The following is a 14572-nucleotide window of genomic DNA, read 5'->3' as shown; positions in this document are numbered from 1 at the left end:
ATTATCATTTTAAAGCTATTGTGTCATTTGAGTTGTTATTCTTGAGTAATGATGAGTTGCCAAAGTGATTATTAAAAGAAAGGCACTTATTTACTGATTATATAATGTTCAATTAAGGGCATCAGCATAGTTGAGAGAAAGTCACTGAAAATGTGAACAAAAAATGAAAATTTATATAAGTATTCGTATTATAAATTACCTATATAAATAAAGGAAGAAGTGAATTATGGAATGAGATAGACGTTAAATGTTATGAAAAGGGAATATATAGCGTTCCGTTTAATGGTAATAAATCAATTATTATTTCATTAATTGATTTATTATCTTTTAAATCATAGGAAAACGGGGTAAACAGAATATAAGCAATCCATATTTATGTCTGTTAAGCTATGTGTACAAAAACACAAAAGAGGAGCGGATGACATGTCTGAACATGTTTATAATTTAGTGAAACAGCACCATTCAGTAAGAAACTTTAAGAAAGAACGTATTTCAGAAGAACATATTAAACAACTTGTTGAAGCAGGGCAAAGCGCTTCAACGTCAAGTTACTTACAAACATATTCAATTATTGGTGTAGAAGATCCTGAAATTAAAGAAGAATTAAAAGAAGTTTCTGGTCAACCATACGTGGTAGAAAACGGTTATTTGTTTGTGTTTGTAATTGATTATTATAGACATTCTATTATAGATGAACATACAAAGGTTGATATGGCTACTTCATTTGAATCAGCTGAAGGGCTCTTAGTTGGTACTGTAGACGCGACATTAGTAGCACAAAATATTGCAGTAACTGCTGAAGATATGGGTTATGGCATCGTATACTTAGGATCATTAAGAAATGATATTGAACGAGTGAGAGAAATATTGAATTTACCTGATCACACTTTCCCATTATTTGGTATGGCATTAGGCATTCCTGAAGATGGGTAAAATGGTAGCCCGAAACCACGTTTACCATTTGAAAATGTCTTCCATAAAGATCGTTATAACCAAGACAAAGAAACGCAACAAGAAGCTCTTGATAAATATGATCAAGAAGTAAGTGATTACTATAAATCACGTACGAATGGTGAACGTAGTGAAACATGGTCAGAACAAATTGCACAATTTATGAGTTCGAAACAACGACTAGATATGTTGGATCATTTAAATAGTTCAGGCTTTATACGCAAGTAATACTAACTCAAACTATTTTAGTGTGAATTGAGAGAAGTATTAAATTTGCTCAATAATTATCTTGAGTGGAAAAAAGGAGTTGAAGAAGATGAGTATGTTTGAAAAGCTATTTCACAAGAAATCTAATGATGATGATAAGCAGAAAGATTCAAGCGATAGATACATTTACTCTTCTTCTAGTAAACTGACTCCGAACGAGGCTCAAGCGTATTGGGTCAAGATGGCACAAAAAATAGTTGTTGGAACAATTAAGTCAGTCGAACATACTGCTGAAAGGGTCTTTATTCTAATCTCTTTTGATGATAAAGCATCAACGATAGATATTTTCTTTCAAATGAATGGACAGTTAAGAATGTGGAATGATTTAGATAACGAAGATTACAAACGTACGATTTCACAAAATTTAATTACACAGGCACCCAATTTAGTTAAGCAAGTTAACTGTTTATATGACAGTGTAAATATGTCACGAATCGCGTATTCACAGATTCAATTTGAATTTGAAAGTAAGACTTGGTATTTACATGATATTACTGAGGATAGCGTTGAAGCACAGTTAGATAAAGAACCAGCATTTTTAAAGTGGTTCGATGATGTGGCTAGATCTGTAGAGTCATTGCCATTAGACAGTAAGGCAAAGGTGACGTGGGGGCCGTTTAAGCCAGAAGAATACTAACGTGAATATGACGTAGTTTAATCATTTTAAAGTAAATAATGTGCTCTATAAAAATTTAGACTGTTGAGGATATTGTCTCAGCAATCAAATTTTGATGGAGAACCATAAAAATAATATAGCGCACATCTCCTTATATAGATTGGAGGTGTGCTTTTTTTGTGAATGATGTCGTTACTGCCTCTCTATATTTACTGTATCAATGTTGAGGTTTAATCATTATCACGTTATCACGAAAGAATACTTATTAAATATAAAAAATATGCCACATTCTCATCCACCAATCATACTGCATGGTAGAGAAAATGTGACATGTATTATAAATAAACTTTATTTATTGCATTGAAATAAGATGTTTAATCATTTAGTTGCTTGCAGTTACTTCTGCATATTCGTTTGAATCATAGACATCTTTGTCTAAATGATTTGTTAATTTAGCTGTACCTGTACCTGCTAACATAGAATCATTAACGTTTAATGCAGTTCTTCCCATATCGATTAATGGTTCTACTGAGATGAGTACACCTGCTAATGCGACTGGCAAGTTCAATGTAGAAAGCACTAAGATTGATGCGAATGTTGCGCCACCGCCTACACCAGCTACACCAAATGAACTAATAACTACAACTCCGATAACAGTTAAGATAAATTGTAGATTGATTTCAACATGTGCTACAGGTGCGACCATAATTGCTAACATCGCTGGGTAAATACCAGCACAACCATTTTGTCCGATAGATAAACCAAATGATGCAGCGAAATTCGCAATACCATCAGGTACGCCTAATCTATTTTTCTGTGTCTGAACATTAATTGGCAAAGTACCTGCACTTGAACGAGAAGTAAATGCGAATAGTAATACTTCGCCCGTTTTTTTAATGAAGGTAATTGGGTTTAATCCTAATAATGAAATAATAATTAAATGTATGATATACATTGCGATTAATGCTACATAAGAAGCAATAACGAATTTTCCTAATGTCCAAATAGCTCCAAAGTCACTTGTAGCAATAGTTGAAGTCATAATTGCAAGAATACCATAAGGTGTTAAACGTAATACGAAAGTTACAATAGCCATAACTAAGTTGTAAAGTGCGTCAATACCACGTTTAAGGACGCTACCACTTTCTGGTTGCTTGCGCATTACACGTAAAAATGCAAAACCAACAAATGCAGCAAATATAACAACTGCAATCGTAGAAGTAGTACGTTGACCTGTGAAATCTAAGAATGGATTACTTGGAATTAATTGTAATATTTGTTGTGGTAACGTATTTGCTGTCATATCCTTAGCTTCTTTAGCAATTTCACTACCACGTGAACTTTCTGCATGACCTAAATCGATAGAAGAAGCATCCAAGTTGAATACCAATGCTGAAATGATACCAATAATAGATGCAATTGCTACTGTACCAATTAAGAAGATGAAAATATACATCCCAATTTTCGCGAATTTTTCACCAATCTTAATTTTAGTGAATGCTGAAACGATTGAAATGAAAATAAGTGGCATAACAATCATTTGTAATAATGCAATGTAGCCGTCTCCTACGATGCTAAACCAATCTGTTGTTTGCTTCGTAACGCTTGAGTCTATCCCATAAATTAAATGTAAAACAACGCCATATACAATCCCAATGCCTAAAGCAGTGAATACGCGTTTAGGAAATGATACATGTCGTCTTGTCATTGCATATAAAAGAATGAGAAAGGCCACAAAGATAATAATGTTAAGTATAGTTAATAACATATAAAAGGACCTGCACTTTCTATAAAAAATTTTGTTTTATAATCCGATACGCATACTAAGGATAGTAGCTAATGAAATATTATTCAAGTCTATTACTCAAAATAATTTATAAAATTGAAATGATTTTATTTTCTGACAATAATTGAATTGTATAAATGATAAATAATGATATGAGGCAGAGTGAGTAAGGAAGGTGAGTGTTACTTAATGATAAATGTACAATGCAAGAGTTTAAAATGTAGCATAGGACGAGGAATGAATGGGGTATAAATCAAAGGGAGTTAACAAAAAAATAGCGACTCTAATTGTTAGAGTCGCTCCGTTATAATCTAATCTTTGAATCTTATAAATTGAATAGTCTAGCGAAGAAACCTTTTCGTTCTTCTTTAGGTTCGCTATGCGTTGCTTGTGAAGTATATGTTTGAGTTGTCTCTTTATTATCATCTGAGATAGTTGCTTCTTTGTCAGTTTCCACAGAATGTTCTACTTTTTCATCGCGTGTAGCAGTAGAATCGTTAGTTGTTACTTGTTTGCTAGTATCGTTAGTACTGTCGGAAGTAGTTGTAGTCGCTGCTTTGTTAGCGTCATCTTTATCATCAGATTTAGTTGTTGTTGTGTCAGCAGGTTTGCTAACTTGAGTGATCTCATCTTTCTCAGTCTTTGCTTGTGCTGAGTTGTTCGAATTAGCAATCAATTTATCGACAGCTTTATCATCTTGTTGTGCGCTAGTCTCTGTTGTTTGTTTACTAGGTTCAGTACGTTGTTCAGTCGAACTTTCAGTATAGTTACTTTCTGAATCGCTTGTAGTTGTACTTTGATTAGCGGGTATTTGCTTTGATTCAACGTTAGACTGAGCAATCGTTTGTTGTTCGATTTGAGCTTCTTGAATCGCACTTTGTGTTGTCTTGATTTCATCCGTAGATGTTTGGATTGCCTTTAATGATTCGGTATTATTGTTTAATTGAGTAGTGATTTGATTTTGCATTTCATGTAATTCACGTTGTTGTTGGTGTACTTGATTGATCATTTGACCTAACATTTGTCGTTCGTCACGCATTTTTTGAATTTCATTACGCAAATCTTCGACTAAATGTGAAACATTTTGATCGGTTGGTAGATTGCTACCTTCGTCCTTTACAAGTACTTGTAAGAAGTCTTTCTCTTTTTCTAACTCATCAAATGCTAAATCATAACTATTTGTTTGTTTAACTTTATCTGCAATATCTTGGAAAAGTTCGATATCTTCTTCTTGGAAATCAGTTGCTTCACGGCCTCGGTATTCAGTTTTACTAAGTTGGTAACCGCGTTCTTCTAAATGTTGAACGATCTTGCGGACTTGTTTTTCACTTAGTTCCACACGTTGTGCAAATTCTTTGGTTAACATAGAAATAAGTCCTTTCATAATTAATTATTAGTATATGTATACTGACGTTTGTCTCCGGTTAGTGAAACGTCAGTCTTACCTCTACGTCATTTTAACCTGTTTAACCAGTGATTTCAAGTGCCTATCACAATCGCTTGCGCAGATCCATCTCTTCTAATAACGGGTAAATTATACTTCTAGAGATTTTATTGGCAAATACATATTTAAGAATATAGTTGGATTTGATACTGGGTCCATAGATATCTTTGGTAAGTTCGATGTTTGATTTAATAAATAAATCCATTGGTACACCATCGGCATAACCATATATACTTGGAGCTAAATAATCGATGTCAGTTTGTTTCTCAAAACCATGTTCAAATAAGAATTCTCGTCTGTTTTCTAAAATTTGAATATCCTTTTCTTCGACTTCAGCAGGTTCCCTTTCTACTTCAAGCATAATGAAATTAACATCATGTGCGTGTAATTGATTTGATAGTTTATTGATTTCAAGTTCGACTTGATCCAAAGTTTGTGTAATGAGTTCACTATGGTTAGACTGATTGACGGCTATAAGATAGATTAAAAATGCTGAGTTAGTTGTCGCTTCATAATGGGCGGTAGCGAGACTGACTGGTTGACCGTCTTCTAAACCTACGATGAATAAATAATCATCTTTAGTATGGACATTCTCTAATGATTGCTTGAAGATTTGTTTGTCTTCTGATAAACCAATATCAAACCTTTCATCATATATTTTCAATGCGGCTTCAAATAAAGGGTCATCAATAGATGTAACAGTCTTAAACTCCATGGGTACACCTCCAAAATTATTGCGTTTATTATAACATAGATGATGAGTTTGTAATAAATTGTAGATAAATAGCCAATATAAATGAAAGAACATTTTAGGTGCCATAATTATTGCGGAAATGAAAGCACCAACCCACAGTACATATCACAAGGGTTGGTGCTTTCATTGAAATATTAATTTGTTAAGGTGTGCGTAAGTAATTACGACTTAGGGCCATGCGTTTCTTCGGCGTAATGTGTTACGCCTGGTTTAGGCTTTGGGTCGTAAGCGGCATTATAATCCTCCACCTCTTCGTGTGTAGAAGTATCTTTCTTCGCTACTACTACATACTTACCATCTAGGATTGCGTCTTTATAGCGTGTCTTTTCTTCATCTGAAATATGATAATAAGATAAGACAATTTCTTCACCGTCTTCACCAGTTAACAGCTTAGCCATCTTATCACTGAACGTACCGCTCGTTGATGTTAGATTCACCTCTGAATCGTGTAACTCATCAATGTGAAGTTTGGATTTGCTTAATACAGAAAGTTCTGAAGCTTTATATCCTTCACTTAGCTTTTGTTCAATTGCGTTTAAAATTTCTTCCTTGCTTTGTACAACTGTGAAATCTGACATTTAAAGTCCCTCCATCCGATGTTGTGTGATTAGTAATATTTACCCACATACAAAATTAATAAAACGAATATACTATTATTATATAACTACGTGATAGTACTGACAATTACTATTTAGGTGAATTATGAAACGCTTTCACATACTGTTGTAGTTTTAATAGGATAATTATATAAAAACGATTACATAAAATGACATATTGAAAATAATCGTGAAATTTGCTATTATCAGTTAATAATTTATCTAACTCATATAATCTAAAGGATACGGCTTTAGAAGTTTCTACCATGTCGCCATGAACGATGTGACTATGAGTAACCTATACAATACACGAGACTAAAATTCATATTGTTTTATGCCTTTGCGGTTGCTAAAGCTAAAATAATAATGACATTACGATTAATACGACCTTACATTTTTATGAAAAGGGAAATGGATGTAAGGAACCAAGTTAGCGCGTAATCGTTATAAGATGGAGAATGGCTTCTTTTGGTATTGCACGTTCACTCATAGATCCTGAAACTAAGTTAGTTTAGGATTTTTTTTGTATACAAAATGAGGAGGTTTTTTGAGTGGATTTGTTAAAACAGAAGGTTGCAGATGACGGCGTAGTCATTGATGAAAAAATCCTTAAAGTAGATGGGTTTTTAAATCATCAAATTGACGCTAAGTTAATGCATAGTGTGGGGCAGACCTTTTACGAACAATTCAAAGAAGAAGGTATCACAAAAATTTTAACGATTGAAGCATCTGGTATAGCACCAGCAATTATGGCAGCTTTACATTTTGATGTACCTTGTCTATTTGCTAAAAAAGCAAAGCCAAGTACATTGACTCAAGATGTTTACCAAGCTTCAATTCATTCATTTACTAAAAACACTACAAGCACGGTCATTGTGTCTAATGAGTTTTTAAATGAAGATGATCGAGTGCTAATCATTGATGATTTCTTAGCAAATGGTGATGCATCACTAGGGCTAAATGAGATTGTTGAACAAGCGCAAGCTAAGACAGTTGGTGTTGGTATTGTCATTGAAAAGAGTTTCCAACCAGGTAGAGAACGTTTAGAACAAGCAGGATTAACGGTATCGTCATTATGTAAAGTTGCGTCATTAAAGGGTAACGAAGTGACATTCGTAGGTGACGAGGCATGAAGACATTTATCTTAAGTCTTCAACATTTATTAGCGATGTATGCTGGTGCGATATTAGTTCCGATTATCGTGGGTACGAGTTTGGATTTTACACCAGAACAAATCGCATTTCTAGTCACAGTAGACATCTTTATGTGTGGATTAGCAACATTCTTACAAGTGTGGAAAGGTACAGGGACAGGCTTACCGATTGTATTAGGTTGTACTTTCACCGCAGTGGCACCAATGATCCTAATCGGACAAACGAAAGGTATTGGCGATTTATATGGCTCATTATTCCTGTCAGGGATATTAGTAGTCATTATTGCTCCGTTTTTCTCTTATTTAGTTAAATTCTTCCCACCAGTAGTAACGGGCAGTGTAGTAACGATTATTGGTATTAATTTAATGCCAGTTGCTATGAACTATTTAGCAGGTGGAGAAGGTGCTAAAAATTATGGAGATGCTAAAAACATCATCTTAGGAGTGACGACATTAATCGTTATACTTGTCGTACAAAGATTGACGACAGGATTTATGAAATCCATCGCCATATTAATTGGTTTGATTGTTGGGACAGTACTCGCATCATTCTTTGGTGTCGTAGATGTGAAACAAGTGGGTGATGCGCATTGGTTTGCATTGCCACAACCCTTTAGATTTTCGACATTTAGTTTTGATTTTGGTGCGACATTAGTATTCTTTATCGTCGCACTAGTCAGTTTAATTGAATCTACTGGTGTATATCACGCTTTGAGTGAAATCACTGGTAAGCAGTTAGAACGTAAAGATTTTAGAAAGGGTTATACAGCAGAAGGTATTGCAATTATTTTAGGCTCTATCTTCAATGCATTTCCTTATACGGCTTATTCACAAAACGTCGGACTCGTATCTTTATCAGGGGCGAAGAAGAATAATGTAATTTATGGCATGGTCATTATGTTGCTTGTTTGTGGATGTATTCCCAAAATAGGCGCAATGGCTAATATGATTCCACTTCCAGTATTAGGCGGTGCGATGATAGCTATGTTTGGCATGGTCATGGCATATGGTGTTAGTATATTAGGTAATATTAATTTTAAGAATCAAAATAATTTATTGATTATTGCTGTATCAGTTGGACTAGGAACGGGTATAAGTGCAGTACCACAAGCATTTAAAGCACTAGGTGATAACTTCGCTTGGTTAACCCAGAATGGTATTGTACTTGGAGCAGTTTCGGCGATTGTTTTGAATTTCTTTTTTAATGGCATAAAGTATCAACAAAAGTCAGAAGTTATGGAATAATGTAACTATAAAACAAATATTAGGAGGCTGTACGAGTATGTGGGAAAATAAATTTGAAAAAGAATCACTAACATTTGATGATGTGTTATTGTTACCAGCGGAATCTGATGTGTTACCAAAAGAGGTAGATTTAAGTGTGCAATTATCAGAAGGTGTAAAATTAAATATACCCGTATTATCTGCAGGTATGGATACGGTAACTGAATCAAAAATGGCTATAGCAATGGCGCGTCAAGGTGGTTTAGGCGTTATTCATAAAAATATGAATATCGAAGATCAAGCAGACGAAGTACAAAAAGTTAAGCGTTCTGAAAATGGTGTCATCACTAATCCATTTTATTTAACTCCTGAGGAAAGTGTTTATGAAGCGGAGGCATTGATGGGTAAATATCGCATCTCTGGTGTACCTATCGTTAATAATACAACGGATAGACAATTCGTAGGTATTATCACAAATCGTGACTTACGCTTTATCGAAGATTTTTCAATTAAAATTTCTGACGTAATGACTAAAGAAGATTTAGTAACTGCGCCAGTTGGTACGACATTGGACGAAGCAGAAGAGTTACTACAACAACACAAAATTGAAAAGTTACCATTAGTTGAAAATGGACGCCTAGAAGGTTTAATTACAATTAAAGATATCGAAAAAGTACTTGAGTTCCCTAACTCAGCTAAAGATGCTCACGGTAGACTCTTAGTTGCAGCAGCAATTGGTATTGCGAAAGATACAGATATCCGTGCACAGAAATTAGTAGAGGCAGGCGTTGACGCACTTGTTATCGATACTGCACATGGTCACTCTAAAGGCGTATTAAACCAAGTAAAACACATTAAAGAAAAATTCCCACAAGTTACATTAATAGCAGGTAACGTAGCGACTGCAGCAGGAACTAAAGCGTTATACGAAGCTGGTGCAGACGTGGTTAAAGTTGGTATTGGTCCTGGATCAATCTGTACAACACGTGTCGTTGCTGGTGTTGGTGTACCTCAAATTACAGCAATCTATGATTGTGCTACAGAAGCACGTAAACATGGTAAAGCGATTATCGCAGATGGTGGAATTAAATTCTCAGGTGATATTATTAAAGCATTAGCTGCAGGTGGACACGCTGTTATGCTAGGAAGCTTATTGGCTGGTACAGAAGAAAGCCCAGGAGAAACAGAAATTTTCCAAGGTAGACAATATAAAGTATATCGTGGCATGGGCTCATTAGGTGCCATGGAAAGTGGTTCAAATGACCGTTACTTCCAAGAAGACAAAACACCTAAAAAATTCGTTCCAGAAGGCATCGAAGGCCGTATTGCATATAAAGGACCTTTACAAGATACAGTTTATCAATTAATGGGTGGCGTAAGATCTGGTATGGGCTATACTGGTTCAGCAAACTTAGAATCATTAAGAGAAGAAGCTCAATTTACACGCATGGGACCTGCTGGTTTAGCAGAAAGTCATCCACATGACGTTCAAATTACAAAAGAATCACCAAATTATTCATTCTAAGTTAAAGGAGATTTAAAGTTATGGAAATGGCGAAAGAGCAAGAATTGATACTTGTTTTAGACTTTGGTAGCCAATACAACCAATTGATTACACGACGTATTCGTGAAATGGGTGTATACAGTGAGTTACACGATCATGAAATTAGTATTGAAGAAATAAAACGTTTAAATCCTAAAGGTATTATCCTTTCTGGTGGACCAAATTCAGTATATGAAGAAAATTCATTTACAATCGATCCTGAAATTTATAATTTAGGTGTACCTATTTTAGGTATTTGTTATGGTATGCAGCTAACTACTAAATTACTAGGTGGTAAAGTTGAGCGTGCCAATGAACGTGAATATGGTAAAGCTGTAATTAATGCTAAGACAGACGAGTTATTCTTTGGTTTACCTGAAGAGCAAAACGTTTGGATGAGTCATTCGGATAAAGTAATCGAAATTCCTGAAGGATTCGAAGTGATCGCTGATAGCCCTAGCACAAATTATGCTGCTATCGAAGATAAATCACGTCGCATTTACGGCGTACAATTCCACCCTGAAGTACGTCATACAGAATACGGTAATGATTTATTACGTAACTTTGTGCGTCGCGTTTGTGATTGTACTGGTGAATGGTCAATGGAAAACTTTATTGAAATTGAAATTGAAAAGATTCGTGCCCAAGTAGGAGACCGTAAAGTACTTTGTGCAATGAGCGGTGGCGTGGATTCATCAGTAGTTGCAGTATTATTACACAAAGCAATTGGTGATCAATTGACATGTATCTTCGTTGACCACGGTTTATTACGTAAGGGCGAAGGCGACATGGTTATGGAACAATTCGGTGAAGGTTTCAACATGAATATTATTCGTGTAAATGCACAAGATCGTTTCATGAGCAAATTGCAAGGTGTTTCTGATCCAGAACAAAAACGTAAAATCATCGGTAATGAATTTGTCTACGTCTTTGATGATGAAGCATCTAAATTACAAGGTGTTGATTTCTTAGCGCAAGGTACATTATACACAGATGTAATTGAATCAGGAACTAAGACTGCACAAACAATTAAATCTCACCACAATGTTGGTGGATTACCAGAAGATATGGAATTCCAATTAATCGAGCCAATCAACACATTGTTTAAAGACGAAGTGCGTGAATTAGGTATTGAATTAGGTATTCCAGAACATTTAGTTTGGAGACAACCGTTCCCAGGTCCAGGTTTAGGTATCCGTGTACTTGGAGAAATTACTGAGGATAAACTAGAAATCGTCCGTGAATCAGATGCGATTTTACGACAAGTCATTCGTGAGGAAGGTCTTGAACGTGACATTTGGCAATACTTTACAGTATTACCGGGTATCCAATCAGTAGGTGTAATGGGAGACTACCGTACGTATGACCACACAGTGGGTATTCGTGCCGTAACTTCTATTGATGGTATGACAAGTGATTTTGCGCGTATCGATTGGGAAGTCTTACAAAAGATTTCAAGCAGAATCGTAAACGAAGTAGACCACGTAAACCGAGTAGTCTATGATATTACTTCTAAGCCACCAAGCACAATCGAGTGGGAATAATAGATAAGCATTTAAAAAGAGTTAGAAATGTTGCTGTTATGCACTTTCTAGCTCTTTTTATTTTGCCTTGAATACGTTTTGAATACGTTCGGTCTAAAAATTGATGTAATCAATAAATGAGTTAAGTTAAGTTTAGTAATGTACAATTTCACTTTATAAGTTGGGGTTAAAATTAAAGTATTTAAATCATCTGCAATTGGGTCAGTCTCCTATGTCAGTAATTATATGAACTTTTAATTTTAGCGAAAGTATCACTAAATAAGACATCTACTCTTTTAATGTGAAAATGTTCGCAAAATATTAATATTCACAATCTAAATCATATTGAATTGAATAAATTTGCTTTGGTAAAATTTTGTTGTAGAAATAATATAAGGAGGATGTATTTATGAAAGGAAAAAATAAATTATCCCTTATTCAAATTGTGTATGTTGCACTTGTGGGTGGGGTATTATCTGGCATCGTTAAGTTTGGTTGGGAAGTTATGTTTCCACCAAGAACACCAGAACGTAATGCTACAAATCCACCACAGGAATTGTTGCAACATTTTGGTTTCAGTTCTGATTTTACACATTCAACATATCAATTCTCTGAGCAATCAATGCCTTGGGTGAGTTTTATTATACATTTTAGTTTTGCTATTGCATTTGCGCTCATTTATGCGATACTCGTGAATTATTCTACAAAGGTGGCAATGGGTTATGGTGCTGTATTTGGTATCATAGTTTGGATTGCATTTCATTTGATTATTATGCCTTTGATGGGTGTGGTGCATAATGCATTACAACAGCCTTTGCATGAACATTTATCTGAGTTATTCGGCCATATCGTTTGGATGATGGTTATTGAATTTGTGAGAAGATATTTTGTTTATAAAAATAAGGCTTTTATTGAAAAATAATCATATTAAATATCGCTAACTAAAAAACGTCAATTTCTGTTGTAATAGAAATTGACGTTTTTTGCGAAAGTATATAGTTATATATAATTGAAGATAGATATTTAGGCTAGTGTGTCAACATATCTTTAAAGTGACTAGATAGTTTTTCTAATGAAGTTGGGTTTGAATATGTTGCTTCATCCTTTGAATAATAATAAACATGTTTGTTTTTATATGCTTCTTGATTTTTCCATAGTTCAGATTTTGTGAAATCATTGCTTTCAGCTTTGCCAGAATCAGTTGGAATCAAGACGTAATCAGCTGCATATTTATTGTATTGTTCATAAGGAATTTTTTTAAAGCCATTTTTAGCTAAGCCATCTTTGGCACCTTTCGGGAAAGGAAACTTATATTCTTGGTAGATAATCGGTGTACCTCTACCGAAATTTTCACCGAAAATGGATAGTTGTTTTGGCTGAATTTCCATAACTGTAAATGTTTTGTTTTTACCAATTTTTTGTTTGATATCTTGTCCATCTTGCTGTAACTGATTTTCTAAATCTTTAATTTGATCTTTCGCTTTTTGTTCTTTGTTTAAAATCTTACCAATTGCTAAGTGCATTTCTTTATAAGAGTAATCGGTGTATTTGATAGGAATGGTCGGAGCTATCTTTTTATATTTCTTGATTTTAGTATTAACGTCATAAGTTAAAATTAAATCCGGTTTGAGTTTTGCGACACTTTCTACATCTTCTGAACCAACACGTTTAGACCCTTTTTCATTAACATACTTTGATTTGGGAAAATCTGCATCGATGCCAACGGGTGTTACACCTAGATCTTTGAAGTTTCCGCCATTTGAAGTTAATACGACGACACGCTTTGGATTTTTAGGAATCTTAACCTTTTCTCCCGATTTTGTTTCAAAGGTTTTTGTGTCCTTTGAGGATGTTGACTTGTCTTGGCTGCATCCAGTGAGTACGAGTAATACAGCTATAAATAAGAAGATGTACTTCTTCATATAATCATTCCTTTTATTCTATATTTTTCTTAACATCAATTATGAATTAATTGGGAATCATTATCAATTTGAATTTTAAAAATACTATTAATTTTTCTATTGTATTGTAATAAAAAAGAGACCACATTTGTTGTAGTCTCTGAAAAGTGTAAATTATTTTTCATTAATAATACCGTCTTTGTCTCGATCACGACTTGCATCGTAACCAGGCATTCCTGAAGTAATCTCACCTGGTTTAGGCGTATCGACACCAGAATTATTATTTGAATTATTGTTTGAATTGTTATTCGATGAATTAACATTTGGTGTGCTAGGTATATCATTTTTTTCTGGAGCATCGACATCAACATCTGCATCTGGATCAGCGTATGCAGCATTAGATTCATTGGTTGATGATGATTGTGAGTTAGCTTTTTGTGTATTAGATTGGTTTGAAGCATTATTATGAGATGATGACGTTTTGTCTGTATCATTATCATTTTCGTTGGTACTTTCATCACTTGCTTCTGTATTTTCTGTACTTTCGCTTTCCATCGTATTTGCATCTTGCTGATCATCGTCATTTTTCTTATCTTTGTGCTTTTTATCTTTATCAACTTTGTGTGTTTTCTTATCTTCGGTATCTGAATCATTATTTTGGGTTTTATCAATAATCATTGCACAACCGCTAAACAATACGATGATTAAAATGATTAACCCAAAGCAACCTAAACATCCAAGACAGCCAAAGATTCCTGCCTTTTTTTCGTCCATGAAATATCCTCCGCTATTCAATTTTTTGATAATATCTATG

12 protein-coding genes, 1 pseudogene and 1 riboswitch are annotated in these 14572 nt (G+C 34.5%); of the genes and pseudogenes, 7 read left to right on the top strand and 6 right to left on the bottom strand.

The genetic code is table 11. The features are described 5' to 3' along the window. Positions 1 to 423: 423 nt before the first annotated feature. Positions 424 to 1179 (top strand): annotated as a pseudogene (nfsA, locus tag SH09_RS00210) (oxygen-insensitive NADPH nitroreductase). An 88-nt stretch (positions 1180 to 1267) separates the two neighbouring features. Beyond that, a complete protein-coding gene (locus tag SH09_RS00205) occupies positions 1268 to 1855 on the top strand; it encodes a hypothetical protein (RefSeq protein WP_042737600.1) in 588 nt (195 codons plus the stop codon). 361 nt (positions 1856 to 2216) lie between these two features. Here SH09_RS00205 and SH09_RS00200 read toward each other — a convergent pair whose 3' ends face one another. The 4 genes from SH09_RS00200 to SH09_RS00185 all read right to left on the bottom strand — a co-directional run bounded on the left by SH09_RS00200 (position 2217) and on the right by SH09_RS00185 (position 6396). After that, entirely contained in the window at positions 2217 to 3602 is a 1386-nt protein-coding gene (locus SH09_RS00200) for an L-cystine transporter (RefSeq protein ID WP_042737599.1), read from the bottom strand. A 343-nt stretch (positions 3603 to 3945) separates the two neighbouring features. Next, on the bottom strand, positions 3946 to 4986 hold the full coding sequence (locus tag SH09_RS00195; protein WP_042737598.1) for a hypothetical protein: 1041 nt from the start codon (positions 4984 to 4986) through the stop codon (positions 3946 to 3948). A 124-nt stretch (positions 4987 to 5110) separates the two neighbouring features. Then, on the bottom strand, positions 5111 to 5779 hold the full coding sequence (locus SH09_RS00190; protein ID WP_042737597.1) for a hypothetical protein: 669 nt from the start codon (positions 5777 to 5779) through the stop codon (positions 5111 to 5113). A 200-nt stretch (positions 5780 to 5979) separates the two neighbouring features. Then, the gene (locus SH09_RS00185) at positions 5980 to 6396 is read right to left on the bottom strand and encodes a general stress protein (RefSeq protein ID WP_042737596.1); all 417 of its coding nucleotides are present in this window, start codon (positions 6394 to 6396) and stop codon (positions 5980 to 5982) included. Positions 6397 to 6621: 225 nt separating this feature from the next. Continuing rightward, a riboswitch (purine riboswitch) is annotated at positions 6622 to 6724 on the top strand. A gap of 241 nt (positions 6725 to 6965) precedes the next feature. On the opposite strand from SH09_RS00185, the gene xpt reads away from it, so the two are divergent. The 5 genes from xpt to SH09_RS00160 all read left to right on the top strand — a co-directional run bounded on the left by xpt (position 6966) and on the right by SH09_RS00160 (position 12779). Further along, the gene (gene xpt, locus SH09_RS00180) at positions 6966 to 7547 is read left to right on the top strand and encodes a xanthine phosphoribosyltransferase (protein ID WP_042737595.1); all 582 of its coding nucleotides are present in this window, start codon (positions 6966 to 6968) and stop codon (positions 7545 to 7547) included. Further along, on the top strand, positions 7544 to 8812 hold the full coding sequence (gene pbuX / locus SH09_RS00175; protein ID WP_042737594.1) for a xanthine permease PbuX: 1269 nt from the start codon (positions 7544 to 7546) through the stop codon (positions 8810 to 8812). The genes xpt and pbuX overlap by 4 nt, the downstream gene beginning before the upstream one ends. Positions 8813 to 8849: 37 nt before the next feature. Next, a complete protein-coding gene (gene guaB / locus SH09_RS00170) occupies positions 8850 to 10316 on the top strand; it encodes an IMP dehydrogenase (protein ID WP_042737593.1) in 1467 nt (488 codons plus the stop codon). A gap of 20 nt (positions 10317 to 10336) precedes the next feature. Then, a complete protein-coding gene (guaA, locus tag SH09_RS00165; RefSeq protein ID WP_042737592.1) occupies positions 10337 to 11878 on the top strand; it encodes a glutamine-hydrolyzing GMP synthase in 1542 nt (513 codons plus the stop codon). 388 nt (positions 11879 to 12266) lie between these two features. After that, positions 12267 to 12779: a YagU family protein gene (locus SH09_RS00160; RefSeq protein WP_042737591.1), complete on the top strand. Its 513-nt coding sequence runs from the start codon at positions 12267 to 12269 to the stop codon at positions 12777 to 12779. 106 nt (positions 12780 to 12885) lie between these two features. On the opposite strand, the gene SH09_RS00155 is transcribed toward SH09_RS00160, so the two are convergent. Both SH09_RS00155 and SH09_RS00150 read right to left on the bottom strand, forming a co-directional pair. Further along, positions 12886 to 13779, bottom strand: a complete 894-nt coding sequence (locus SH09_RS00155) for an ABC transporter substrate-binding protein (protein ID WP_042737590.1) — start codon at positions 13777 to 13779, stop codon at positions 12886 to 12888. A 153-nt stretch (positions 13780 to 13932) separates the two neighbouring features. Further along, the gene (locus SH09_RS00150; RefSeq protein ID WP_042737589.1) at positions 13933 to 14532 is read right to left on the bottom strand and encodes a hypothetical protein; all 600 of its coding nucleotides are present in this window, start codon (positions 14530 to 14532) and stop codon (positions 13933 to 13935) included. Positions 14533 to 14572 lie beyond the last annotated feature (40 nt).

The organism is Staphylococcus gallinarum (assembly GCF_000875895.1).
Classification (GTDB): Bacteria; Bacillota; Bacilli; order Staphylococcales; family Staphylococcaceae; genus Staphylococcus; species Staphylococcus gallinarum.
The sequence above is the reverse complement of the archived record's forward strand: the minus strand, read 5'-3'. Positions and strand labels throughout refer to the sequence as shown.

Bases quoted from the DNA above. Each gene is read 5' to 3' on its own strand.
- SH09_RS00205 (WP_042737600.1), top strand. From the start codon at position 1,268: ATGAGTATGTTTGAAAAGCTATTTCACAAGAAATCTAATGATGATGAT.
- SH09_RS00200 (WP_042737599.1), bottom strand. From the start codon at position 3,602: ATGTTATTAACTATACTTAACATTATTATCTTTGTGGCCTTTCTCATT.
- SH09_RS00195 (WP_042737598.1), bottom strand. From the start codon at position 4,986: ATGTTAACCAAAGAATTTGCACAACGTGTGGAACTAAGTGAAAAACAA.
- SH09_RS00190 (WP_042737597.1), bottom strand. From the start codon at position 5,779: ATGGAGTTTAAGACTGTTACATCTATTGATGACCCTTTATTTGAAGCC.
- SH09_RS00185 (WP_042737596.1), bottom strand. From the start codon at position 6,396: ATGTCAGATTTCACAGTTGTACAAAGCAAGGAAGAAATTTTAAACGCA.
- pbuX (WP_042737594.1), top strand. From the start codon at position 7,544: ATGAAGACATTTATCTTAAGTCTTCAACATTTATTAGCGATGTATGCT.
- guaB (WP_042737593.1), top strand. From the start codon at position 8,850: ATGTGGGAAAATAAATTTGAAAAAGAATCACTAACATTTGATGATGTG.
- guaA (WP_042737592.1), top strand. From the start codon at position 10,337: ATGGAAATGGCGAAAGAGCAAGAATTGATACTTGTTTTAGACTTTGGT.
- SH09_RS00160 (WP_042737591.1), top strand. From the start codon at position 12,267: ATGAAAGGAAAAAATAAATTATCCCTTATTCAAATTGTGTATGTTGCA.
- SH09_RS00155 (WP_042737590.1), bottom strand. From the start codon at position 13,779: ATGAAGAAGTACATCTTCTTATTTATAGCTGTATTACTCGTACTCACT.
- SH09_RS00150 (WP_042737589.1), bottom strand. From the start codon at position 14,532: ATGGACGAAAAAAAGGCAGGAATCTTTGGCTGTCTTGGATGTTTAGGT.